Raw genomic sequence first — 22,793 nt, 5'->3', positions numbered from 1 at the left:
AGCCCCTGCGCAGGCGCTAACGTCGTGACGGTGGGGATCGAGAGCGACCAGCTGGTCTTCGACTACCTGAGCCGGGTGGGTGACCTGGCCCAGCGACGGCAGCTGTCCTCGCAGGCGCGGATGCGGCTCGTGGCGTCGCTGCGCGGCGAGATCGACAGCAGGCGGGCCAAGGACGACAGCCCGGGCGCGGTGCGGGGCATCCTGGCGGCCCTCGGCACACCGGACGAGGTGGTCACCGCGGCGGCGACGGGTGCGCCGAGGGCGCCGGACGTGCCGAAGGCGCCGGGGCGGCCCGCCGTGCCGGAGCAGCGCACGCCGCGCACGCGGTTCCGCCGCCGCGCGGGCGCCGCCCAGGAGGCGGCGGACGCCGCGGGAGCCGCGGACGTGCCGCCGCCGGGGACACCCGCCTCGGACGCGTGGAGCCCGCACCTGGCCGGGATGGACGAGGCCGGCACGTCGGTGGAGCAGCCGGACTGGTGGCGTGTCGAGGAGGGCGCCTTCGGCGGCGCGGACGCCGTGCCGCCCGGGTTCCGGGGCGGGGTGGAGATCCCGGACATGCTGAAGCCCCCGCCCCAGCCGGAGCCCGCCCCGGAGGAGGCGGCGGACCCGGAGCCCCCGTCACCGCCCGCGTCCGCGTCCACGGCGCCCGCGCGCGTCCGCTTCCCCCGGCTCCGGCTGCCGCTCCGGTTCGGCCACCCGATGCTGGTGGCCGCCGCCGTGCTGCTGGTCGCCGGTGTCGTCCTGGGCTCGTGGCTCGCCCTCCTCGGCGGCTGGCTCCTGGCGTACGCCTCCGGCCGCCTCAGCCGCACGGAGGCGAAGGTGGCGGTGTTCGGCCTGCCGGGCGCGGTCGCCGCGGGCGTCGCGGTCTGGCTGTGGGGCCGCCTCGACGGTCGCTGGGGCGACCCGATCCCGCCGGGCGGGGACGCCATGGGAGAAGCGCTCGCCGCCGCCTGGCCCTGGACCCTCCGCGCGGCGGCCCTCGCCTCGGCCCTCTTCCTCCTCTGGCGCGCGCGCCGCCCATGACGCCCGGAGCCGCCCGGGCGGTCGTTCCCGAGCGGCGGACCGTCCGCGCGGCGTTGCCGATCAGGGCATCCGGCGGGCCCCGGCCGGCGAGCGCGACCACCTGGGCCGGGTGGCGCCGACGATCTTCAGGCGGTGGACCCACTCGTCGCGGTCCGGCATCGCCGCGGCCCGGGTGCTCGCTGGGGCTGCCGGGTTCGGTCGGGACGGGGGAAGGGTTCCCCGGCCGCCGGTCGGGCTCGGCGGACGTGTGGCGTGACGGCCGGTCCGGCTCCGGCCGGCGGTCCCGTAACGCTGCTCCCGCCCCTCCCGTGCCGGACGCCGGCCTGGCGGCTTCCCGTCCGGCCGCCGGACGGCTGCCGCGCGCCGCACCGGACCGGGCCCCGGCCCCGGGCGGGCGCCCGGACCGGTAGCGGCGGGCGGGGCCCACGGCCCCTGGGGCGGGACCTGGCGGCAGGCACAATGGCCCCCATGCTCTCCCCGCTGACGGTCGGCTTCGACCTCGACATGACGCTGATCGACTCCCGCCCCGGCATCCACGCCGCCTACCGGGCGCTGTCCGCCGAGACCGGCGTGCGGATCGACGCCGACCTGGCCGTCACCCGCCTCGGACCGCCCCTGGAGCAGGAGCTGGCCCACTGGTTCCCGGCCGACCGGATCCAGGAGATGGGCGACCGTTACCGCGAGATCTATCCCACCCGCGCCATCGAGCCGACGCTCGCGATGCCCGGCGCGAGGGAGGCGATTCAAGCCGTTCGCGCGGCGGGCGGCCGGTCCGTCGTCGTCACCGCCAAGCACGAGCCGAACGCCAAGCTCCACCTCGCCCACCTGGGCATCGAACCGGACGCCGTGGTCGGCTGGCTGTGGGCCGAGGCCAAGGCGGAGGCGCTGCGCGAGCACGGCGCGCGGGCGTACGTCGGCGACCACACCGGCGACGTGCGCGGCGCCCGCGCGGCCGGTGCCCTCGCCGTCTGCGTACCCACCGGGCCGTGCGGGGCGGACGAGCTGCGGGCGGCCGGCGCGGATGTCGTCCTGCCCGACCTCACGGCCTTTCCCGCCTGGTGGGACGCCTACAGGGCCGAGTTCGCCTGACGGCGCTGGGCGGCGATCGAGCGCAGCACACCGGCCGCGGCGATCACGAAGCCGACGCCCATCAGCATGCACACGGCGTACGCGATCGGCGGGAACGGGTCGGTGCCCAGGAACAGCGGGGCCACAGTGACGAGAGTGGCCACGGCGCCGACGATGAAGACGATCCCGCCGGCACGGACGAGTCCGTCACCGGGGGCGGCGCCGCTCACGGGGGTTTCACTATGCATTCGGCCAGGGTAGTTCCCTGGCCGGAGGAACGGACCGGCGACGTCTTGTCACCAGCCCCTGGACCATTAGCCTTGGGACGTTGGAGTCCCCCTGCTCGAGCGGAACCGAGAGCCCGGGGGAGGGTCCGAGCGGCCCGCTGCAGTGCTATCCAGAGCCAGTTTTCTTATCGAGTACGAGGACGAGGACAGACGTGCCTACCGGCAAGGTCAAGTGGTTCAACAGCGAGAAGGGCTTCGGCTTTCTCTCCCGTGACGACGGCGGCGACGTCTTCGTGCACTCGTCGGTGCTCCCTGCCGGGGTCGACGCCCTCAAGCCCGGCCAGCGCGTCGAGTTCGGCGTGGTCGCGGGCCAGCGTGGTGACCAGGCACTCTCGGTGACGGTCCTCGATCCGACCCCGTCGGTCGCGGCGGCGCAGCGGCGCAAGCCGGACGAACTGGCGTCGATCGTGCAGGACCTGACGACGCTGCTGGAGAACATCACCCCGATGCTGGAGCGCGGCCGCTACCCGGACAAGGTCCACGGCAAGAAGATCGCCGGCCTGCTGCGGGCGGTGGCGGACCAGCTGGACGTCTGACCCGTACGTACGACAGCGCTTCCCGGCCGAGGGGCGGCACGCGCCCCTCGGCCGTCGCACGCGTGCGCCCGGCCCCCGGCGGGCCGTCACGGGAACGACAGCGCGCCCGGCTTCAGGGGCGGCACCAGGCCCTCGGCCGCCGCGCGCGTCAGCAGGCCGCGCACCGCCGCGTAGCCGGCTTCGCCGAGGCCGGCCGTGAACTCGTTGACGTACAGGCCGATGTGCTGGTCGGCCACCGACCGGTCCATCTCCTGGGCGTGTTCGCGTACGTACGGGCGCGACGCCTCCGGGTCGTTCCAGGCCATGCGGACCGATGCGCGCGCCGACTCGGCGAGCAGCTCCAGCGTGTCCGCGCCCAGTGAGCGTTTCGCGATGATCGCGCCCAGCGGGATCGGCAGGCCCGTCGTGGACTCCCAGTGCTCGCCCATGTCGGCGAGGCGGTGCAGACCGTACCGCCCGTAGGTGAACCGGGCCTCGTGGATGACGAGACCGGCGTCGACCCTGCCGTCCCGCACGGCCGGCATGATCTCGTGGAACGGCATCACCACGACCTCGCCGACCCCTCCGGGGACGACGTCCGCCGCCCACAGGCGGAAGAGCAGGTAGGCGGTGGAGCGTTCGCCCGGCACCGCGACCGTCCGGCCCGTGAGGTCCCCGGGCCGGGGCGTGCTCCCGTCGGCCGGCTCCCGGGTGAGGACCAGCGGGCCGACACCATGGCCCAGCGCGCCGCCGCACGGCAGCAGGGCGTACTCGTCGAGCACCCAGGGCAGCACGGCGTACGACACCTTCAGCACGTCAAGCTCGCCGCGCTCGGCCATCCCGTTGGTGACGTCGATGTCCGCGAACGTCACGTCGAGCTCGGGGGCGCCCGGCACGAGGCCGTGCGCCCAGGCGTGGAAGACGAACGTGTCGTTCGGGCACGGCGAGTACGCGATCCTCACAGGTCCTCCAGGAAGACGGTGGAGCCGAGCAGCCGGAAGGTGTCCCGCAGCGAGTCCAGCGCCTCGCCGATCCGCCAGGCGGCGCGGTCGCGCGGGCCGACGGTGTTGGAGACGGCGCGGATCTCGACGACGGGTACGCCGTGGGCGGCGGCCGCCTCGGCCACGCCGAAGCCCTCCATCGCCTCCGCGGCGGCACGGGGATGACGGGCGATCAGCTCGGCGGTACGGGCGGCGGTGCCGGTGACCGTCGACAGGGTCAGGACGGGGGCGACGACGTGCCGCCGCCCGCCCTCCCGCAGGGCCTCCGCGATCCGGCCGGGCAGCGCGGGCGGCGGCAGGTGGACGGAGCAGCCGAAGCCGAGCTCCTCGACGGCGAGGTACCCGTCGGGCGTGTCGGCCCCCAGGTCGGCGGCGATGATCGCGTCGGAGACGACGACCGAGCCGAGGGGCGCGTGCGGGGCGAAGCCGCCGCCGATGCCGGCCGAGACGACGAGGTCGTACGCGTACGGGGAGGTGGTGAGCGCGACGGCGGCGGTGACGGCCGCGGCGGCGGGGCCGACGCCCCCCGCGACGACGTCCACGGCCGCGTGGGTCACGGCCGCACCGGAGGCGTCCGGGACAGGCAGGCCCGCCGGGGCGCCGGTGCCGTCCCCGCCGGGCGCGGGGCGGTGCCGTCCGGCCGGATCACCGGTGCCGGCGGCGTCCGAGGCGGGCCGCCCTCCCGGGGCGTCCGGGCCCGGCGCCGCGACGGTGCCGGGCGCGCCGGTCCCGTCGGGCGCGCCGCGAGGGGCGGGCGCGGGCGCGGGGCGCCGCAGGCGGGTGACGGTACGGCCCGACGGCAGGGCACGCGGGGCGGACGCCGCGTAGCCGTCGAGGCCGGCGGCGACGGAGTCCGACTCCACCGCCACCGCCGTGACGACCAGGACGCGCAGGGTCAGGATTCCTTCTTCAGCTGGAAGTGCCAGATGCCGGTCAGCTTCTTGCCACTGGTCTCCACGATGCTGACCTGCGCCGTGTTGGAGGTCTCACCGGTCTGGCTGGAGAGGAACGCGCTGGCCGGGATCGACCGGTACGTCTTCTTGTAGGGCTCCTGCTCGGCCTGCTGGCCGCCGATGAACAGCGTCCAGCCGTTCTCGGCGATCTCGGGGTCGACGCCGAAGCGGATCCGGTCGTCCGGCGAGACGGTGATGGTCTTCTCCGCCTTCTTGTTCAGGCAGGACTGGATCTGCGACTCCTTGATGGCCTTGCCGTCGTTGTAGCAGGTCGCCTCGGTGTTGACCGAGTCGGACCCGACCGTCACGGTCGCGAGCGGCGTCGGCTTGTCGCAGGCGGAGAGTACGAGGAGTCCGGCGGAGACGGCACCCAGAGCGACGCCGGCCCGGCGGGCCCTACCGGAAAAGAACGCAACGGTCATGGCCCGAAGGCTATACGTCGTCCCGCATCACGCGGCGCGGGGGTACGGCGTGCCGCGCCGCGCGGCGGTCAGCAGGCCCCGAACGGTCACCGCCACGCCCAGCGCCAGGATCCCCGCGGCGACCGACATCCCGAGGGCTCCGTGCAGCGGCAGCGAGATGCCGATCGCGCCACCGACCACCCACGCCATCTGCAGCAGCGTCTCGGAGCGCGCGAACGCCGACGTCCGCACCACCTCCGGCACGTCCCGCTGGATCATCGCGTCCAGCGACAGCTTCGACAGGGCCTGGGACAGCCCCGCCACCGCGCCCAGGGCCGCGACCGCGAACCCGCCGAAGAACACCGCCGCCACGAGCGCCGCCGTCATCGCGAGCGTCACCATCGTGGCGACGATCAGCTCCGGCGCCCGGGACCTCAGCAGCGCGCCGAGCGCCGTGCCGCACGCGTTGCCGACGCCCGCCGCCACGCCGACGATGCCCAGCGACACCGCGGCGCTCTGCCCGGGCAGCGGGTGTTCGCGCAGCAGGAAGGCGAGGAAGAAGATCAGGAAGCCGGACAGCACCCGGTGGGCGATATTGGCCTGGAGGCCGTGCAGGACGGACGGGCCGACCGTCCGCAGGCTCGGTTTGCGCTCGCCGTGGGTGAGCATGTGGGCCTTGCGCTCACCCTTCGCCGAGTCCACCTTGTGCGGCAGCGACAGCGCCAGCATCGTTCCCACGACGAACAGCACGCAGGCCCCGTACAGCGGCCACTGCGGCCCGATCTGCTGCAACCCGACCCCGGCGGGCGCGGCGATTCCCGTCGCCAGCAGGCCGGCGAGGGTCACCCGGGAGTTCGCCTTCACCAGTGAGAAGCCGTGCGGCAGGAGTCTCGGTACGACGGCGCTGCGCACCACTCCGTACGCCTTCGACGCGACCAGCACACCGAGCGCCGCCGGGTACAGCTCCAGGTCACCGGTGACGACCGCGCCGGACAGGGCGATGGCGAGCACCACCCGGGTGCCCATCGCGCCCGCCATCGCCGCCCGGCGGCCGTGCGGGATCCGGTCCAGGAGCGGGCCGATGACGGGAGCGAGGAGCGTGAACGGGGCCATGGTGATGGCCAGGTACAGCGCGACCCGGCCGCGGGCCTCGTCGGTCGGTACGGAGAAGAAGACCGTGGAGGCGAGGGCGACGGTGATCATGACGTCGCCGGCGCCGTTCACGGCGTGCAGTTCGATCAGCTTGCCGAGACCCGATTCCCCGGCGCCGTGGGCGTGCGTCGCTTTTCGGATACCGCGCGCCGTACCGGTGAACGGCAGGTGGAGGGCACGGCCCACCCGCCGGCCCGCCCTCCGCAGCGGCCCGGCGTCTTCCGACGACCTCACGGTTACCACCCCGTCATAGTGCCCCAGCAGCCGCTTCCGCGAACCGTGATGAGGGCTACTTGGGGCGGGCAGGTGGGCGGCGGGCTGCGGAGGGGGTAGCGTGCGTAGCGCGCCACCGGCGGAAGTTCTCGGCCGCGCGCCTCTTCGGCATCCCGCAGAATGGATGACGTGAGGTGTGCCCGAGACACGTCGGGCGCGGACGTCGATGCGGCCCGTTGGTCCGCTCCGCCCGCTGCCCGTACATCGCGAATCGGCCGGCGCATCTGTGAGACGGCGTAGGAGATGAGCGAGACCTGTGAGTGCTGCGACGACGCGAAGCCGTACTGCGCGTACCCCCGCCCCCGACCGCCTGTGCGCCGAGGCGGTGGACCTCGCCCGGGAGGCGGCCGCGGAGGTGGCGGCGCCCGGGGTGGTGGGTGAGCACGCCGGTGTCGTCGCCGAGGGCGACCGGGTCGTCACGCACTTCTTCGAGTGCCATGAGCCCGGTTACCGGGGGTGGCGCTGGGCCGTGACGGTGACCCGGGCGTCACGTGCGAAGGTCGTCACGCTCGACGAGACGGTTCTGCTGCCCGGACCGGACGCGCTCCTCGCGCCCGAGTGGGTGCCGTGGAGCGAGCGGCTGCGCCCGGGTGACCTGGGCCCCGGCGACCTGCTGCCGACCGAGCAGGACGACCTGCGGCTGGAGCCGGGCTACACCGGCGAGGACGTGCCGCCGCCGAACTCCCCCGTGTCGGAGGAGATGGCCGAGCTCGTCGACTCCGAGGACGCCGACCTCGTCGCCCGCACCCCCTCGCGGGGCTCCATCGCGGCCGTCGCGGAGGAACTGGGCCTGCGCCGGGCGCGCGTGCTGTCGCGGTACGGGATGCACGTGGCGGCCGACCGGTGGGAGGAGAACTTCGGGGCGAAGACCCCGATGGCCCAGGCAGCCCCGGCGCCCTGTGTGTCGTGCGGGTTCCTGATGCCGCTGGGTGGGTCGCTGAAGCAGGCGTTCGGCGTGTGCGCCAACGAGTTCTCGCCGGCTGACGGGCGTGTCGTCTCCCTGACGTACGGCTGCGGCGGCCACTCCGAGGCGGCCGTGATGCCCAAGCCTCCGCGCCCGGCGCCGCCGGTCCTGGACTCGGTGGGCACCGACGCGTTCCCCCTGCGCCCCGCCCGCGACAGCGGTTCCGTACCGCCCGTCCCGCCGGACGCGGCCTCGGAGGACCTGGGCCACAGCTAGCCCTCCCGCCGGGCGGGCGCGCTTGCCGGCGGGTCCGCCCGCCGTGCCCGGGTCCACCGGTGACCCGCCCGGTGCCGGCCCAGGCACCCGACCCCGCCCACCGGCAGGAGCCGGATGGCGAGGCATCCCGCCCATCGGCGCCGGCCGGCCGGCACCCGACCCGCACCCGCCGGCAGGAGCCGGACGGCACTCGACCCGCACCCACCGGCAGGAGCGGGGCGGCACTCGACCCGCACCCACCGGCAGGAGCGGGGCGGCGCCCGACCGCGCGGCGGCCGGGCGGTGGTGGGGACCGGAGGGCGCGGGCCGCCGACACCGCCGCAGGGGGTACCTTCGGGCTCCGTAGCAAACGCAGGGCGAGAGAGCGGAGCACGACGTGGGCGTGAGGGCGACGGCGACCGATGGGGCCGACCCGTTCGGGACCGCGCGGCTGCGGCGCGGGGTGCTCGACGCGTGGGGAGCCGGGCCCGCGCGCTTCCGGGAGGACGCCAACGCCGAGGAGGACCTCGCCCTCGGCGGCTACCGCGACCGGCTGGTGGTGGAACTCGCCCAGAACGCCGCCGACGCCGCCGCCCGTGCGGGCGTCCCCGGACGGCTGCGGCTGACGCTGCACCCCGCCGACGCGGACGGCCCCGCCGTGCTCGCCGCCGCCAACACGGGCGCGCCCCTGGACGCCACCGGGGTCGAGTCGCTCAGCACGCTGCGCGCGTCCGCCAAGCGGGAGGGCCACGAGGGCGCCGTCGGCCGGTTCGGTGTCGGGTTCGCCGCCGTACTGGCGGTCACCGACGAGCCGGCGATCGTGGGCCGGCACGGCGGCGTGAGGTGGTCGCTGAGCGAGGCCCGCGAGCTGGCCTCCCAGGCCGCGCAGGCCAGCCCCGGCCTGGGCGACGAACTGCGCCGCCGCGACGGCCACGTACCGCTGCTGCGGCTGCCGCTGCCCGCCGAGGGCACCGCCCCCGAGGGCTACGACACGGTGGTGATCCTGCCGCTGCGGGACGCCGCCGCCGTGGACCTGGCGGAACGGCTGCTCGCCGGGATCGACGACGCCCTGCTGCTGACTCTGCCGGGCCTCACCGACGTCGTCGTGGAGACCCCCAGGGGTACGCGGACACTCGCGCGCCGGGAACAGGACGGGTACGTCCACGTCGACGACACCGATGGCGGCACCCGGCGCTGGCGGACCGTCAGCCACCAGGGCGCCATCGATCCCGAGCTGCTCAAGGACCGGCCGGTCGAGGAGCGGCTGCGGCCCCACTGGTCCGTCACCTGGGCCGTGCCCGTGGACGACGCGGGCGCGCCGGCCCGCCCCCGTACCGCCCCCGTCGTGCACGCCCCGACGCCCACCGACGAGCCGCTCGGCATCCCCGCCCTGCTCATCGCGACGTTCCCGCTCGACACCACGCGTCGCCACCCGGCGCCCGGTCCGCTCACCGACCACCTGGTGCGGCGCGCCGCCGACGCGTACGCCGAGCTGCTGGCCGACTGGCAGCCCGTCTCGACGGGGACGATCGACCTCGTGCCCGGCCCGCTCGGCAAGGGCGTCCTCGACGGGGCGATCCGCGGCGCCGTGCTGGAACTGCTGCCGCGCGTGGCGTTCCTGCCGCCCGCGGCGCCGCCCGGCGACGAGGAGCCGCCCGCGCTGCGCCCGTTCGAGGCCGAGGTCGTCGAGGGCGCCGGCGCCGACACCGTACGCGTCCTGGCGGAGGTCCTGCCGACGCTGCTGCCCGCCGGTCTGGAGCGCCGCACCGAGCTGCGCGCCCTCGGCGTGGCCCGTCTCTCCCTCGGCGACGCCATCGACCGGCTGGCGGGCACCGAGCGCACCCCCGCGTGGTGGCACCGGCTGTACGAGTCGCTGGCGGGCGTCGACCCCGACCGGCTGACCGGCCTGCCCGTGCCGCTCGTCGGCGGCCGTACCGCGACCGGCCCGCGCCACGTCCTGCTGCCGCTGCCGGACACGCCCACCGACCTGACGAGGCTGGGGCTGAAGGTCGCCCACCCGGACGCCGCCCACCCCATCCTGGAGAAGCTCGGCGCCCTGCCCGCCACGCCGCGCGCCGTGCTCACCACGCCGCAGGTGCGGGCGGCCGTCGCCGGATCGCTGGACGCGGGCGAGGTGTGGGACGAGGACGCCCTGGACGCCGACGAGCTGGCCGGGACGGTCCTCGCCCTCGTACGGGACGCCGGTCTGGAGCCGGGCGACGAGCCGTGGCTGGGCGCCCTCGCGCTGCCCGACGAGGAGGGCGAGCTCGCCCCGGCGGGCGAACTGGTGCTGCCGGGCAGCCCGTTCGCGGCCGTCATGCGCGAGGACGAACTGGCCCTGGTGGACGCCGGACTGGCCGAGCGGTGGGGCGAGCAGCCGCTCGCCGCCTGCGGGGTGCTCGCGGACTTCGCCCTCGTACGGGCCACGGACGTCGTCCTGGACCCGGACGAACTGGAGCCCGGTGACGGGGACTTCGCCGAGCCCGACGACGTCGGCCTGCTGGACGCGGTCGACGTGTGGTGCGAGGACGTACTGGACCGGCTGCCCGAGGCGCCGGTACCGCCGGTGGCGACCGAGATCGTCGCCGTACGGGACCTGGACCTGGTCGACGACGACGCCTGGCCGCAGGCGCTGTCGCTGCTCGCCCGGCCGCCGCTGCGCGACGCGCTGACCCAGCCGGTACGCGTCCTGCTGCCGGACGGCACGACCGAGACGGTCCGCTCGTACACCGCCTGGTGGCTGCGCGACCACCCCGTGCTGGACGGCCGCCGCCCCGCCGGGCTGCGGGCCGCCGGAGTGGACCCGTTGCTGGAGGGCCTGTACGACTCGGTCGACATCGCGACCGGCTTCCAGGACCCGCAGGTGCTGCGCGCCCTGGGTGTACGGACCTCCGTCGCCGCGCTGCTGGACGAGCCGGGCGGCGCGGCCGAGCTGCTGGGACGCCTCGCCGACCCGGACCGTGAGGTGACCGCCGCGCAGCTGCACGGCCTGTACACCGCCCTCGCCGACCTCGACCCCGAGCAGGTGACGCTCCCAGACGAGCTGCGCGCGGTCGTCGACGGCGAGGTGCGCGTGGTGGACGCGGCCGACGCGCTGGTCGCCGACGCCCCCGACCTGCTGCCGCTCACCGGGGGCCGTGCCCTGCTGCCGGTGGCCCCGGCGCGGGCGGCCGAGCTGGCGGAGCTGTTCCAGGTGCGGCGGCTGAGCGAGGAGGTCGAGGCGGAGGTCACGACGGCCGGCGAGGAGCACGACGTACCGGATTCGGTGCACGCCCTGCTCGGTCCGGGCACGCCCGCGACGTACGTCGAGCACGAGGAACTGCGCGCGGGCGGCGTCGAACTGGACTGGCGCCGCACCCCGGACGGAACGGTCCACGCCGCCACCCTGGAGGGCGTCGCGGCGGGCTTGGCGTGGGCGGCCGGCCAGTGGCCGCGCCGCTTCGAGGTGGCGGCGCTGCTGGAGGACCCCTCCCGCACCGCGGAGCTGGCCCGGGACCGCTGGTTCGACTAGAGCGGGACGTCCGGCGCGGGGCCCGGAGCGTGAGCGGGTGCGGGGGCGGCCCCCACGCGCGCGTGGGGTGGCGTAGCGGGCCGCTGGGGGCATGGGCGGCCGGCGCCGACCGCCGCGGACGCGCGCCCCGGGGCACGCGCGCCCGCGGGACCCGGAAGGCACGCCTCCCGGCCGCGTCGCGAGAGTCGGCCGAGGCCGCGCGCGCGTGCCCGCGTCGCCTGGCAGGCGGTGACCTGCCGCGTGCCCCGTGGGCCGGGCCGGGACGGGGCCGTCACCGTCGAGGGCCGTCGGGGCCGTCGGGCCGGGCCGCCCAGCCGGTACGGAGGCGACGGCCGCCGATGGACGGCGTCCGCGCCCTGCCTGCCGGCGGACGGCGCGTGGTTCCCCGTGCCTCGCGGCCTGCCTGGCCGCCGGTCGACGGTCCGTACGGCCGGACTGGGCGCGAGCCTGCTCCGCGTCGGCCTCGCGCTCGTCGCCCGCCGGGCGGTGTCGTGGAGCGGCCGTCGTCGGCACGAGGAGCCTGCCCGCGTACGCCGCCCCCGTCCGCGCGGGCCGGACGGCCCGCCCGCCGGGGCCGGTCGGGGCGGGCGGGGTGTGGTCCGTGGTGCGTCGCCTGGGCGCGGTCCGGCCGGGTGGGGCCGGCGTGCCAGGGCGTGGGAGGCCGGGTCCCTGACGCGTCCCGGCGGCGGCCCGGCCGATCGCTCCGTCCACCACGGTGGGCGGGGCGATCGCCTTTTCACCGGCGGCCCTCCGCCTGTATCCACCGCACCCCGGCCGGGATCTGAAGTCGGCAGTGCTGGAACGAAAGACGGAGGAGCCGGTGACGACACGCCTTGCCGTGGGAGTCGACCTCGTGTCGGTGTCCCGGGTGGACCGGCTGCTGGCCGACAACCCGGCCGCCGAACGGGACATCTTCACCGCCCGCGAGGTCGGCTACTGCGCGCAGAAGCGCAACCGCCCGGCCCACCTGGCGGCACGGTTCGCCGCCAAGGAAGCCGTACTGAAAGCTCTGGGGACCGGACTCGGGCCGGGGATGCGGTGGACGGACGTGGAGGTGGTGAACACGCCCCTGGGACGGCCCCGCGTGCGGCTGAGCGGCGGGGCCGCCAGGCGGGCGGCCCGCGTCGGGGCCTCCTCCCCCGAGATCTCGCTGTCGCACAGCGGTGACTACGCCATCGCCCACGCCGTGATGTTCCTCTCGACCACCGCCGGCCCGGACGACGCGTCCACGGACGAAGGATGACGATGCGTTTCCACCTGATCGACCGAATCGACGCATGGGAGGCGGGGCGCACCATCAGCGCCCGCAAACTCACCTCCTTGCTGGAGGACCACTGGCGGGACGAGGGCGCCGGTCCGCAGATGCCCGCGCCACTGGTGCTGGAGGCGCTCTGCCAGGCCGGCACCTGGCTGATCATCGCCACCACCGGGGTGCGGCGGCGCGCCGCGCTGCTGTCCGTGGACGGCATCTCCTTCCACGGGCCGGTGCGTCCCGGGGACGTACTGCGGCTGGAGGGGACGGTCGAGTCCCTGAGCGAGGAGACGGCCGTCCTCTCCGGGACCGTGTCGGTGGACGGCCGGACCGTGATGGAGGCCGAGGCCGTCATGTGCGCGCTGCTGCCCGTGGAGGACCTGGAGGAGCCCGGCGACACCCGGCGCATGCTCGACCGGCTGCTCAGGGTGCCGGTGACGGGCGGCCGCCGATGAGAAGGGTCGCCATCACCGGGGTCGGCGCGGTCACCCCGCTCGGCAACAACGCCAAGGACACCTGGCGGGGCCTGGCCGAGGGCCGCAGCGGGGTGAGCCGGCTCGAAACCTTCGACGCCTCCGCCTTCCCCGTCCGTATCGCCGGTCAGGTCAAGGGCTTCGACCCGGCGTCGGCGGGCTCCGCCCGGCAGCGGCGCCACCTGTCGCGGGCGGCGCTGTTCGCCCTCGCCGCCGCCCGTGAGGCGCTCGCGGACTCCGGCGGCGGCTGGCAGGACCTCGACCCCTACGAGCGGGGCGCGGCCGTGGCCGGCACGGTCGGCCGGCCCGGGTTGCAGGAACTGGTGGACATGTCGCACCAGTTGAGCGTCAGCGACTTCCACGACCTGTACCGGCAGGCACCCGGTGACGTGCTGCTGCGCAACCAGAACGTGGGTGTCACCGCCGTGGCGCGGGCGGGTGACTGCCAGGGCCCGGTGATCAGTGTCAGCACCGCCTGCGCGGGCGCGGCGCACGCCATCGGCGAGGCGTACCGGAGGATCCAGGACGGCGAGTGCGCGCTGATGCTCGCCGGCGGGTTCGACGCCCTGACGACGTGGATGGACGTCCTCGGCTTCTCCCTGCTCGGCGCGGTCACCGACCGCTGGAACGACGACCCCGAGCGGGCCTCCCGTCCGTTCGACGCCGAGCGTTCCGGCTTCGTCCTGGGCGAGGGCGCGGTGATCGCCGTGCTGGAGGACTGGGACTCCGCGGTGGCCAGGGGCGCCCGCGTCCACGCCGAACTGGTCGGTTACGGCTCCACGCTGAACGCGTACCGGATCACCGACTCGCCGCCGGACGGCGGGGGCGCCATCTCCGCGATGCGCGACGCGCTGACGGAGTCGGGACTCGGGCCCGGAGGGGTCGACTACATCGCCGCGCACGGAACGGGCACGCCGGGCAACGACGCGAGCGAGACGGCCGCCATCAAGGAGGTCTTCGGCCGGCACGCGCACGAGTTGTGCACCAGCTCGCCCAAGTCCATGACGGGACATCTCACGTCGGCCGCCGCGGGCGTCAACCTCATCGCCGCACTGGGCGCGATCCGCGAGGGGCTGGTGCCGCCGACCATCAACCTCGACCACCCCGATCCGAAGCTCGACCTCGACTACGTACCGAACACGGCGGTACGCCGGCCGGTGCGCGCGGCCATGGTCAACGCCTTCGCGTTCGGCGGCACCAACGCCTGCTTCGTCGTCCGTTCCGCCGACGCGGAAGCCTCCGACGCGGATGCCTCCGACGCGGATGCCTCCGACGCGGAAGCCTCCGCCGGCGTTCCCGCCGACGCCTCCGAGAGAAGGGCAGCATGACCGCGCTCGACAAGATCCTTCACCTGACGCCGGGCGAGCGGGCCGTCGCCGTCCGCAACGTCACCGGCACCCTGGCGGTGTTCGACAGCCACTTCCCGCGCTTCCCGGTGCTGCCGGGCGTGCTGATCCTCGACGACATCGTCAGGACGGCCAGGCTCGCGGCCCCGGGCGCGCCCTCCGGCACGGTCTGGGCCCTGGCCGACGTCCGGCGCGTCCGTTACCGGCACTTCGCCGAGCCAGGCGACCAGCTGGAGATCACCGTGGACGTCACGGAGGCAACCGGGACCTCCGTCACCGCCAAGGCCGCCGTCCGGGTGGCGGGGCGGGACATCACCACCGTACGGCAGCTGCGTCTGGAGCCGGCCGGCGGCGACCGGGAGGCGTCATGAGGCGGGTCGCGGTCACCGGCATCGGCGTACTGACCGCGCTGGGCGAGGGCCGTGGCGAGACCTGGAAGGGGCTGCTGGAGGGCCGCACCGGCGTCGGCCCGATCCGTGGCTACGACGCGTCCTCCCTGGACACCCGGATCGCCGCCGAGCTGCCGGACTTCCGCGCCACGCGGTACGCGCACCGCAGGTCCCTGCGCATGACCACCCGCAATGACCAACTGGCCGTCGCGGGCGCGGCGCTCGCCGTCGAGGACGCCGGGCTCGACCTGGGCGCCGCGGGTTACGACCCGGAGCGCGCGGCGGTGTTCGTGGGCGGCAACAAGGAGATCTCGAACCCCGAACACCTGCTGACCGGCAGCCTGGCCGCGCGCCGCGAGGACGGCCGCGCGGACCTGCGGCAGCTCGGCGAGCGGGCCTCCTCCGCCTTCTACCCGCTGTACTTCGTGGAGGGTCTGCAGTCCGCGTCGCTGTTCCACCTCTCGCACGCCCACGGGTTCAAGGGGGCCAACTCCTACTTCCACGGCACCGCCGACGCCGGCGCGACGGCGCTCGCGCGCGGCTTCCGGTCGATCCGCGGCGGCGAGTCCGACGTGGTGATCGCCGGGGGTTTCGACGACGCCTCGTCGTGGTGGGTGATGTCGAAGATGGACGGCCTGGGGGTGCTCACCACCCGCAACGACCGGGAGGCCGAGGCCTTCCGCCCGTACGACCGGGAGCGCAGCGGCTCCGTGCTGGGCGAGGGAGCGGCGTTCCTGGTCCTGGAGGAGTGGGAGTCGGCGCGGCGCCGCCAGGCGCGGGTGTACGCGGAGATCCGCGGTTCCGGCACGACGCAGGACCCCGACCTGGTCTCGCCCCGCGAGGACGGCCGGCCGCTGGCCGCCGCCGTGCGGCGGGCGCTGCGCGAGGCGACCGTGGCGGCCGGTGAGGTGGACTACGTGGCCACGCACGGCTGTGCCACGCGGCTCGGCGACCTGACCGAGGCGCGGGCGCTGACCTCGGTGTTCGGCCGCGACTCGGGCGTGGTCGCGAGCAGCGTCAAGCCGGCCACGGGACATCTGGTCGCGGGGGCCGGCGCGCTCAACGCGGCGGTGTGCGCGATGGCGATCGACGGTGCGGCCGTGCCGCCGACGCTCCACCTCGACCGGCCCGATCCGGGCTGCGAGGGCATCGACTGGATCCCGCGGCAGGCACGGGAGCTGCGGGTGCGCACCACCGTGGCGCTGGCCCGCGGGCTGGAGGGCCAGCAGGTGGCGCTGGTGCTGAGCGCGCCGACGGCCGAGGCGTAGAGGGGGACATCATCATGGGCAAGGAACAGCAGACCACCGCGGGCGTGACCGTGGTCGGCGCCGGGGCGATCACCGCGCTCGGCCCCACGTCCGGGCACCTGTGGCAGGGGGCGCGGGAGGGGCGGGTCGCCATCGGTCCGGTGCAGCGGCTGCCGATGGAGGGGCTCTCCACCAAGCTGGGCGGCGAGGTCACCGATCCGGTGGAGCCGGGGCGTGCGTACCGCAGGCCGGAGGGTTTCCGGGAGCGGGCGGTCGAACTCGCCCTGGTAGCGGCCGAGGAGGCCATGGCGGCGCTGCCCGGGGGGCTGGTGCCGGCCGAGCGGTTCGGCGTGGTGCTGGGCACGTGCAACGCCGGTCTGCTCTCGGGCCGGGAGTGGCTGCGGGCGGGGCGGGACGGGGAGGCACCGGCGCCCGAGCTGCCGTCGCTGGTCACGCCGCAGGCACTGGCCGAGGTGGTGGGCGCGGCGTTCCGGCTGCGCGGCCCGGTGCTCGCGGTCAACACGGCGTGCGCGTCGGGTGCCAACGCCATCGGGCTCGCCGCCGACCTGCTGCGCCGGGGCCGTGCCGACGCGGTGCTGGCCGGTGGCAGTGACGCCTTCTCCGATGTCGTCTTCGCCGGTTTCCACGCGTTGCAGTCGCTGTCGCCGGAGCCGGCGGCGCCGTACTGCGCCGAGCGGCAGGGACTGTCGCTGGGCGAGGGGAGCGGCATGGTGGTGCTGGTACGGGCGGACTTCGCCCGCGAGCACGGACTGCCGGGGCTCGCCGACATCGCCGGTTACGGGCTGTCCGCCGACGGGTTCCACGCCACGGCGCCGCATCCGGAGGGGAAGGGGGCCGCCCGCGCCATCGAGGCGGCGCTGCGACACTCCGGGGTCGCCGCCGAGCGGATCGGTTACGTCAACGGGCACGGGACGGGGACGCCGAAGAACGACCCGGCCGAGTCCCGGGCCATCGCCCTGGCGCTCGGGGCGGAGGAGGCCGCCCGCGCGCCGGTCTCCAGCACCAAGTCGGTGATCGGTCACCTGCTGGGCGCGGCCGGGGCCGCGGAGGCCATCGTGACCGCGTACGCGCTGTCGGAGCAGACCGCGCCGCCCACCGCGTCCTTCACCGCGCCCGACCCCGACTGCCCGCTGGACTACGTCACGGGAGTGGCGCGGCCGCTGTCCACCGGGGCGGCGCTCTCCAACAACTTCGCGTTCGGCGGGGCCAACGCCGCGCTCGTCCTGACCCGCACCGAGGACGCGCACCGTCCCCCGCTGCCCGACACCGACCGCGTGGTGGTGACCGGTATCGGACTGCTCAGCCCGGCGGGCGACCGCGTGGCGGAGGTGTGGTCGGCGTACGCACGCGGCGAGAGCCCCGTCGCGTGGGCCGGTGGGCTGCCGGTGTGCCGGGTCGACTTCGACCCGGAGCCGTATCTGACGAAGCGTCAGCGGCGGCGGATGGACCGGCTCGGGCAGCTCGGCGTGGCCGCCACGGTGAAGGCGCTGGCCGACGCGGGCATCGCGCCTGGCGGTGCCGAGGCGGAGGCGGTCGGCATCGTCTTCGGCACCGGCACCGGGCCCATGGAGGCGATGGAACGGTTCACCGTCCCGCTGCTGGCGGAAGGCCCGGCCGCCGCCGACCCGGCGGTGTTCCCCAACACCGTCTACAACCAGGCGGCCGGGCAGATCGCCATCCACCTGGGCCTGCGCGGGCCGACGTCCACCCTCTCGGTGGGCCACGCCACCGGTGCCGCCGCGCTGGCCTACACCGCGGACCTGCTGGCGGCCGGGCACGCCGACACCCTGGTGTGCACCGTCACGGACGCCCTCACCGACGAGGTGGCCAAGGCGTACGCGGCCGTCGGCGCCGCCTCCACCCGGGCGCCGGGCGAGGGGGACGACGGCAGGTTCACCCTCGCCGAGGGCAGCGTCGCCGTCGTACTGGAACGGCGGTCCCACGCGGTCGCCCGCGGCGCCCGCGTCCTGGGTGAGGTGCTCGGCCACGGCATGGCGTCGGACGCCAGCCGCGCCCGGCTGTGGGACCCGCGCGGCCGGGGCCTGGAGCGGGCCATGCGGGCCGCCCTGGACGACGGGGGCCTCACCCCGGGCGGCCTCGGCGCGGTCTGGCTCGCCTCGGCGGGGCTGCGGGCGGCCGACGCCGCCGAGGCCGAGGCGGTGCGGCGGTTGTTCGACGGCTGCCCGGTGCCGCCCGCCCTGCACGCGCCGAAGACGGTGCTCGGCGAGCCCATGGGCGTCGGCGGGGCGCTGAGCCTGGCACTGGCCCTGCACCACACCGGCTCGGGGGACCGCCCGGTGCTGCTCAACAGCTCCTCACTGGGCGGCAGTCATGTGTCGCTGGCGGTGCGCCGTGGCTCCGGCGCCGAGGAGACCCGTACATCCCACGCCACCCCGACAGGAGAGACCCGATGACGCTCGAAGGACAGGTCGCCCTGGTGACCGGCGGTTCGCGGGGCATCGGCGCCGCGGTGTGCCGCCGCCTGGCGGCCGACGGTGCCGCCGTCGCCATCAACTACCGCAGCTCGGAGGGCCCGGCCAAGGAGCTGGCCCAGGAGATCGAGGCGGCCGGCGGACGGGCCGTGACCGTGCACGGCGATGTCGCCGACGCGGCACACGCGGAGGAGATGGTGCGCCGGGTCACCGAGGACCTCGGCGGGCTGGACATCCTCGTCAACAACGCCGGTGTCGCGCAGGACGCGCTGATCTACAACATGGGCATGGACGACTGGCTGGACGTCATGCGCGTCAACTTCGGCGGGGTGTTCCACTGCACGAAGGCCGTGCTGCCGCACTTCATGGCCAAGGGCAGCGGGGTGATCGTCAACGTCTCGTCCGTGATGGGCGAACGCGGCTGGATCGGTGAGTCCAATTACGCCGCCTCCAAGGGCGCCGTCAACGCCTTCACCCGCTGCTGCGCCATGGAGTCCGCGCGGTTCGGCGTCCGGGTGAACGCCGTCCTGCCGGGCTTCGCGCCCACCGACCTGGTGGCGGGCCTGACCGAGGGCGACACCGGCCGCTCCATCAGGAAGCAGATCCCGATGCGGCGCTTCGGCGAGGTCGACCAGATCGCCGAGGTGGTGCGCTTCCTGAGCGGGCCCGAGTCCTCGTACATGACGGGCTCCCTGGTCAACGTGGACGGCGGCGCGATGACCGCGCTGGGGCTCGGCCGCCCCTGACCCCCCGTGGGCCGCGCGCCGCCGGCCCGCCGCCGAGCGGTCGTCCGTACGGCCCGGCTGCCCGCCGCCACCCGGCGTGCCCCTGCCCGCTGCCGCCCGGCTCTCCCCCGGCCGGGACGGCCGCGGGCGGGCACACCCGGCCGGGGCACACCCGGGGCCCCCGGGCGGCCGCCCGCCCGGGGGCCGTACGCCGTCGGCCGGCCGGCCGCGTGTGGGCGGTCCTGGGCGGGACGCGCCGGTGTGGTCCGCCCGCTGGGGGCGCGCGTCGCGCCCGGTGGGCACCGTCACCGCCGGCCGCGGGTGTATCCGCGGCGCGGCCGGGCGGATCTCAACGGTGACAGCGGGCGCCACCGCCCGCGTACCCGACCCACTCTTCTCTCTTCGACCGGCCCAGCGCCCGGCTCACCTGGAGGACATCCCATGGAACGCAACACCATCGTCGACGCCGTGAACGACGCCGTCATCGACGCACTCGGCGTGGAGCCGGAGGAGGTCACACCGGACGCCACCCTGCTGGACGACCTGGGCGCCGAGTCGATCGACCTGCTCGACATCCTCTTCCGGCTGGAGCGCTCGCTCGGCATCAAGATCCAGGCGGCCGAGCTCGCCGCGTACGTCCAGGGCGGCATCCCGGACGAGGAGTTCGGCGACGAGAACGAGATCGTCTCGGCCGCGGGCCTCGCCCAGTTGAAGAAGGTCATGCCGCAGATCGACGTCGACGCCCTCACCGGCACGCTCCAGGCGACCCAGGTCATGGGTCTGTTCACGGTGGAGAACCTGGTCGCCCTCGTCGCGCACCGCGCGGGTCTCGGCGCCGCCGAGACCGCCGGCGCGGCCGCGTGAGGACGACACCCATGACCGCGATACACATCATCGGCACCGGTGGCTACCAGCCCGGCGAGCCGATCTCCACCGACGAGATCGCCCGTCTCGTCGGCCCCCTGCCGGACGAGGTGCGCGAGGGCCTGTCCATCGAGCGCCGCTTCTGGATGATCGACCCGGAGACGGGCGAACACCGCGAGAACAACTCGGACATGGCCTACAAGGCGGCGGTGCGCGCCCTGGAGTCCGCGGGGCTCGAACCGGGTGACGTCGACCTGCTCGTCCTGGCGACCGGCACCCCGGACTTCCCGCTGCCCCCGCTGGTGAACATGGTCCAGGAGCGTCTCGGCCTGGTGCGCTGCGCCACGCTGGAGCTCCGCTCCGGCGGCGCGGGGGTCGTCCAGGGGCTGGACATCGCCCGGATGTACCTCCAGTCGGGCGTCTACCGGACGGCCCTGGTGATCGGCAGCGAGGCCATCTCACCCGTGCTGGCCCCGGTGTTCCTCGGCAAGGACCCGGACAAGATCCGCATGCGGGACCGCATGCCGGTCTACATGTTCGGCGACGGCGCGGGGGCGATCGTGCTGCGCGCCGAGGAGGGGGCCACCTCCGGCGGGATCCTCGGAGCGGCGATGGAGGCCATCGGCGGAGACCGCAAGCCGGGCATCCACTCGGTCGGAGGCGGTACGCACGCCCCGATCCACGAGCAGCTGAAGGCCAAGCGGCTGGTCGACCTGAAGGTCGACGTGGTCGGCGCCGGTGACTTCACGCCGGTGATGGTCACCGAGGCGATCAGCAGCACACTGCGGCGCAGTGGCGTGGACGTCGGCACCGTCGACCTGTGCCTGGTCCCGGAGGGCAACGTCGGCTGGATGCTCGAATCCCTCCAGGAGCTCGGGCTGGACACCGCCGACTGGAAGGCGCTGGACGGCAAGATCATCGACAGCCTCGCCACGATGGGCGCCGTCGGCTGTGCCGCGGTTCCGCTCTTCCTCGACGACGCCTGGCGCAGTGGCCGGATCAAACCCGGTGACCGGCTGATGTTGGTGGGCGTCGAGTCCACCAAGTGGATCTACGCCGGTGCGGTCGTGGACTGGACCGCGCCCGCTCCCACCCTCCCGTAAGGAGCCGGCCATGACGTCCCAGCAGCCGCCCCTGGCCTCCGTCGCCACGGCGGAGCACGACACCGGGCGGTTCCGGCAGGCCATGGGGCGCTTCCTCACCGGCGTCGCGGTGGTCACCTCGGCGGGGCCGCAAGGGCCGCACGGCACCACGATCAGCTCCCTGACCTCCGTCTCCCTCGATCCCCCGATGCTCCTGGTGTGCCTCAGCCGGCAGTCGTACGGGGCCGAAGTGATCCGCGACGCCGGCACGTTCACCGTGAACGTCCTGGGGCGCGACCAGTCGGAGCTGGCGGGCTGGTTCGCCACACCGGGCAGGCCGCGCGGGGCGGCGGGCTTCGCCGGAGTGGCGCACCGGACGGGGAGCACGGGCGCGCCGGTGCTCGCCGGTGCGGTGTCGCACCTGGACTGCCGGGTGGCGCAGCGGATTCCGGCGGGCGACCACACCATCTTCCTCGGCGAGGTGGCGGAGGTCGGGCTCGCCGACAGCGCCGATCCCCTCGCCTACCACCAAGGGCAGTTCCTGCACCTTCCGTGACTTCTCGAGGCGCCCATAAGGGGCCGGCGCGACACTCGTGCCGGTCCCTTGTGCCGCCCCCATCCCAAGGAAGTGACCATGAACGACATCGCCTTTCTCTTTCCCGGCCAGGGCTCCCAGCGGCCCGGCATGGGCCGGGACCTCGTCGCGCGCCATCCGGAACTGACCGACAGGTACTACCGGGTCGCCGACGAGGTGCTGGGCTTCGAGCTGTCGAAGCTCTGCTTCGAGGGCTCGAAGGAGGAGCTGCTGCCGACCGAGATCACCCAGCCCGCGGTGTTCCTCACCGGCGTCGCCGTCCTGGACGTGCTGCGCGGCCACGGCGTCACCCCGTCGGTCACGGCCGGGCACAGCCTGGGGGAGTACACGGCGCTGGTCTGCGCGGGCGTGCTGGAGTGGACGGACGCGCTGCGGCTGGTGCGGAGGCGGGGCGAGCTGATGGCCGGGGTCAACGAGCGCACCCCGGGCGCCATGGCCGCCGTCATCGGCCTGTCCGCCGCCGAGGTGGAGGAGCTGTGCGCCCGGACGCACGGCCGCACCGGCGCCGTGGTGGAGGTGGCCAACTACAACGACCCGCGGCAGCAGGTGATCTCCGGGGAGCGGGACGCGGTGCGGGAGGTGGCCGCGGCGGCCAAGGCGGCCGGTGCGGAGCGCGCCGTCACACTGAACGTGGGAGCGCCGTTCCACTGCAGTCTCATGCGTGAGCTGGAGGAGGAGTTCACCGCCGAGCTGGACACCGTCGCCTTCCGGGACCCCCGGCTGCCGGTGCTGGCCAATGTGACGGCGGCGGTCGTCCGTACCGGCGCCGAGGCCAAGGACTGCCTGCGCCGCCAGCTCGCCGGTGCGGTCCGCTGGGAGGAGACGCTGCGCGCCATCGGGGACCGTGGGGTGGCGTCCTTCGTGGAGGCCGGTCCGGGACGCGTGCTGAGCGGTTTCTGCCGTACGACCCTCCCGGACGCGTCGTGCCACCCCGCCGGCGAGGCGGGGCGTATCGACCGTTTCCTCAATACCTGGCAGCGGCCGGACGGTACGCCGCTCGAATGACCATCTCGTCGGCCCCGGG

At 75.2% G+C, this 22,793-nt stretch carries 21 protein-coding genes; 16 read left to right on the top strand and 5 right to left on the bottom strand.

What is annotated here, in order from left to right; translation table 11 throughout:
• Positions 1–30 precede the first annotated feature (30 nt).
• Both ABD347_RS06525 and ABD347_RS06520 read left to right on the top strand, forming a co-directional pair.
• Positions 31–1,023, top strand: a complete 993-nt coding sequence (locus ABD347_RS06525; RefSeq protein WP_344357558.1) for a hypothetical protein — start codon at positions 31–33, stop codon at positions 1,021–1,023.
• 459 nt (positions 1,024–1,482) lie between these two features.
• Positions 1,483–2,112 carry an HAD family hydrolase gene (locus ABD347_RS06520; RefSeq protein WP_344357555.1) on the top strand — a complete coding sequence of 210 codons (630 nt, stop codon included), beginning with the start codon at positions 1,483–1,485 and terminating at the stop codon, positions 2,110–2,112.
• Here ABD347_RS06520 and ABD347_RS06515 read toward each other — a convergent pair.
• The gene (locus ABD347_RS06515) at positions 2,091–2,339 is read right to left on the bottom strand and encodes a hypothetical protein (protein ID WP_344357552.1); all 249 of its coding nucleotides are present in this window, start codon (positions 2,337–2,339) and stop codon (positions 2,091–2,093) included. The two genes, ABD347_RS06520 and ABD347_RS06515, sit on opposite strands and share 22 nt — an antisense overlap.
• Before the next feature lie 191 nt (positions 2,340–2,530).
• Here ABD347_RS06515 and ABD347_RS06510 point away from each other — a divergent pair, with 191 nt between their 5' ends.
• A complete protein-coding gene (locus ABD347_RS06510) occupies positions 2,531–2,914 on the top strand; it encodes a cold-shock protein (RefSeq protein WP_031073201.1) in 384 nt (127 codons plus the stop codon).
• 86 nt (positions 2,915–3,000) lie between these two features.
• On the opposite strand, the gene ABD347_RS06505 is transcribed toward ABD347_RS06510, so the two are convergent.
• The 4 genes from ABD347_RS06505 to ABD347_RS06490 are packed head-to-tail and all read right to left on the bottom strand — an operon-like array spanning position 3,001 to position 6,643.
• Positions 3,001–3,855: a 1,4-dihydroxy-6-naphtoate synthase gene (locus ABD347_RS06505; RefSeq protein ID WP_344357546.1), complete on the bottom strand. Its 855-nt coding sequence runs from the start codon at positions 3,853–3,855 to the stop codon at positions 3,001–3,003.
• Entirely contained in the window at positions 3,852–4,787 is a 936-nt protein-coding gene (locus ABD347_RS06500) for a futalosine hydrolase (protein WP_425575591.1), read from the bottom strand. The genes ABD347_RS06505 and ABD347_RS06500 overlap by 4 nt, the downstream gene beginning before the upstream one ends.
• Positions 4,788–4,789: 2 nt before the next feature.
• Positions 4,790–5,269, bottom strand: coding sequence for a DUF2771 domain-containing protein (locus ABD347_RS06495; RefSeq protein ID WP_344357544.1), 480 nt, complete (start codon positions 5,267–5,269; stop codon positions 4,790–4,792).
• A gap of 27 nt (positions 5,270–5,296) precedes the next feature.
• Entirely contained in the window at positions 5,297–6,643 is a 1,347-nt protein-coding gene (locus ABD347_RS06490) for an MFS transporter (RefSeq protein ID WP_344357542.1), read from the bottom strand.
• A gap of 286 nt (positions 6,644–6,929) precedes the next feature.
• On the opposite strand from ABD347_RS06490, the gene ABD347_RS06485 reads away from it, so the two are divergent.
• The 13 genes from ABD347_RS06485 (at position 6,930) to fabD (ending at position 22,774) form a co-directional block, all read left to right on the top strand.
• Positions 6,930–7,853, top strand: coding sequence for a DUF3027 domain-containing protein (locus ABD347_RS06485; RefSeq protein WP_344357539.1), 924 nt, complete (start codon positions 6,930–6,932; stop codon positions 7,851–7,853).
• 376 nt (positions 7,854–8,229) lie between these two features.
• Complete coding sequence (locus ABD347_RS06480) at positions 8,230–11,343, top strand: sacsin N-terminal ATP-binding-like domain-containing protein (protein WP_425575586.1); 3,114 nt, start codon at positions 8,230–8,232, stop codon at positions 11,341–11,343.
• Between the two features lie 820 nt (positions 11,344–12,163).
• Positions 12,164–12,586 carry a holo-ACP synthase gene (gene acpS / locus ABD347_RS06475; protein ID WP_344357534.1) on the top strand — a complete coding sequence of 141 codons (423 nt, stop codon included), beginning with the start codon at positions 12,164–12,166 and terminating at the stop codon, positions 12,584–12,586.
• Entirely contained in the window at positions 12,583–13,050 is a 468-nt protein-coding gene (locus tag ABD347_RS06470) for a hotdog domain-containing protein (RefSeq protein ID WP_344357532.1), read from the top strand. The genes acpS and ABD347_RS06470 overlap by 4 nt, the downstream gene beginning before the upstream one ends.
• Positions 13,047–14,396: a beta-ketoacyl-[acyl-carrier-protein] synthase family protein gene (locus ABD347_RS06465; RefSeq protein WP_344357529.1), complete on the top strand. Its 1,350-nt coding sequence runs from the start codon at positions 13,047–13,049 to the stop codon at positions 14,394–14,396. Before ABD347_RS06470 ends, ABD347_RS06465 begins: the two co-directional genes overlap by 4 nt.
• The gene (locus ABD347_RS06460; RefSeq protein WP_344357526.1) at positions 14,393–14,785 is read left to right on the top strand and encodes a 3-hydroxyacyl-ACP dehydratase FabZ family protein; all 393 of its coding nucleotides are present in this window, start codon (positions 14,393–14,395) and stop codon (positions 14,783–14,785) included. Before ABD347_RS06465 ends, ABD347_RS06460 begins: the two co-directional genes overlap by 4 nt.
• The gene (locus ABD347_RS06455; protein ID WP_344357524.1) at positions 14,782–16,071 is read left to right on the top strand and encodes a beta-ketoacyl-[acyl-carrier-protein] synthase family protein; all 1,290 of its coding nucleotides are present in this window, start codon (positions 14,782–14,784) and stop codon (positions 16,069–16,071) included. The genes ABD347_RS06460 and ABD347_RS06455 overlap by 4 nt, the downstream gene beginning before the upstream one ends.
• A gap of 14 nt (positions 16,072–16,085) precedes the next feature.
• Positions 16,086–18,485, top strand: coding sequence for a beta-ketoacyl synthase N-terminal-like domain-containing protein (locus tag ABD347_RS06450; RefSeq protein ID WP_344357522.1), 2,400 nt, complete (start codon positions 16,086–16,088; stop codon positions 18,483–18,485).
• Positions 18,482–19,249 (top strand): 3-oxoacyl-ACP reductase family protein, encoded by a 768-nt coding sequence (locus tag ABD347_RS06445; RefSeq protein WP_344357519.1) that lies wholly within the window; start codon positions 18,482–18,484, stop codon positions 19,247–19,249. Before ABD347_RS06450 ends, ABD347_RS06445 begins: the two co-directional genes overlap by 4 nt.
• Positions 19,250–19,669: 420 nt before the next feature.
• Positions 19,670–20,092 (top strand): acyl carrier protein, encoded by a 423-nt coding sequence (locus ABD347_RS06440; RefSeq protein ID WP_344357516.1) that lies wholly within the window; start codon positions 19,670–19,672, stop codon positions 20,090–20,092.
• 11 nt (positions 20,093–20,103) lie between these two features.
• Positions 20,104–21,195 carry a 3-oxoacyl-ACP synthase III family protein gene (locus tag ABD347_RS06435; protein ID WP_344357514.1) on the top strand — a complete coding sequence of 364 codons (1,092 nt, stop codon included), beginning with the start codon at positions 20,104–20,106 and terminating at the stop codon, positions 21,193–21,195.
• A gap of 10 nt (positions 21,196–21,205) precedes the next feature.
• Positions 21,206–21,730, top strand: coding sequence for a flavin reductase family protein (locus ABD347_RS06430; protein WP_344357511.1), 525 nt, complete (start codon positions 21,206–21,208; stop codon positions 21,728–21,730).
• Positions 21,731–21,808: 78 nt separating this feature from the next.
• Positions 21,809–22,774, top strand: a complete 966-nt coding sequence (gene fabD / locus ABD347_RS06425) for an ACP S-malonyltransferase (protein WP_344357508.1) — start codon at positions 21,809–21,811, stop codon at positions 22,772–22,774.
• Positions 22,775–22,793 lie beyond the last annotated feature (19 nt).

It is taken from the genome of Streptomyces gobitricini, from assembly GCF_039532985.1.
Lineage (GTDB): Bacteria > Actinomycetota > Actinomycetes > Streptomycetales > Streptomycetaceae > Streptomyces > Streptomyces gobitricini.
This window is presented reverse-complemented; position numbering and strand designations above follow the sequence as displayed.

Coding starts and splice junctions, on each gene's coding strand:
- ABD347_RS06520 (WP_344357555.1), top strand. CDS start 1,483: ATGGCCCCCATGCTCTCCCCGCTGACGGTCGGCTTCGACCTCGACATG.
- fabD (WP_344357508.1), top strand. CDS start 21,809: ATGAACGACATCGCCTTTCTCTTTCCCGGCCAGGGCTCCCAGCGGCCC.
- ABD347_RS06435 (WP_344357514.1), top strand. CDS start 20,104: ATGACCGCGATACACATCATCGGCACCGGTGGCTACCAGCCCGGCGAG.
- ABD347_RS06515 (WP_344357552.1), bottom strand. CDS start 2,339: ATGCATAGTGAAACCCCCGTGAGCGGCGCCGCCCCCGGTGACGGACTC.
- ABD347_RS06470 (WP_344357532.1), top strand. CDS start 12,583: ATGACGATGCGTTTCCACCTGATCGACCGAATCGACGCATGGGAGGCG.
- ABD347_RS06495 (WP_344357544.1), bottom strand. CDS start 5,269: ATGACCGTTGCGTTCTTTTCCGGTAGGGCCCGCCGGGCCGGCGTCGCT.
- ABD347_RS06450 (WP_344357522.1), top strand. CDS start 16,086: ATGGGCAAGGAACAGCAGACCACCGCGGGCGTGACCGTGGTCGGCGCC.
- ABD347_RS06430 (WP_344357511.1), top strand. CDS start 21,206: ATGACGTCCCAGCAGCCGCCCCTGGCCTCCGTCGCCACGGCGGAGCAC.
- ABD347_RS06440 (WP_344357516.1), top strand. CDS start 19,670: ATGGAACGCAACACCATCGTCGACGCCGTGAACGACGCCGTCATCGAC.
- ABD347_RS06465 (WP_344357529.1), top strand. CDS start 13,047: ATGAGAAGGGTCGCCATCACCGGGGTCGGCGCGGTCACCCCGCTCGGC.
- ABD347_RS06445 (WP_344357519.1), top strand. CDS start 18,482: ATGACGCTCGAAGGACAGGTCGCCCTGGTGACCGGCGGTTCGCGGGGC.
- ABD347_RS06455 (WP_344357524.1), top strand. CDS start 14,782: ATGAGGCGGGTCGCGGTCACCGGCATCGGCGTACTGACCGCGCTGGGC.
- ABD347_RS06460 (WP_344357526.1), top strand. CDS start 14,393: ATGACCGCGCTCGACAAGATCCTTCACCTGACGCCGGGCGAGCGGGCC.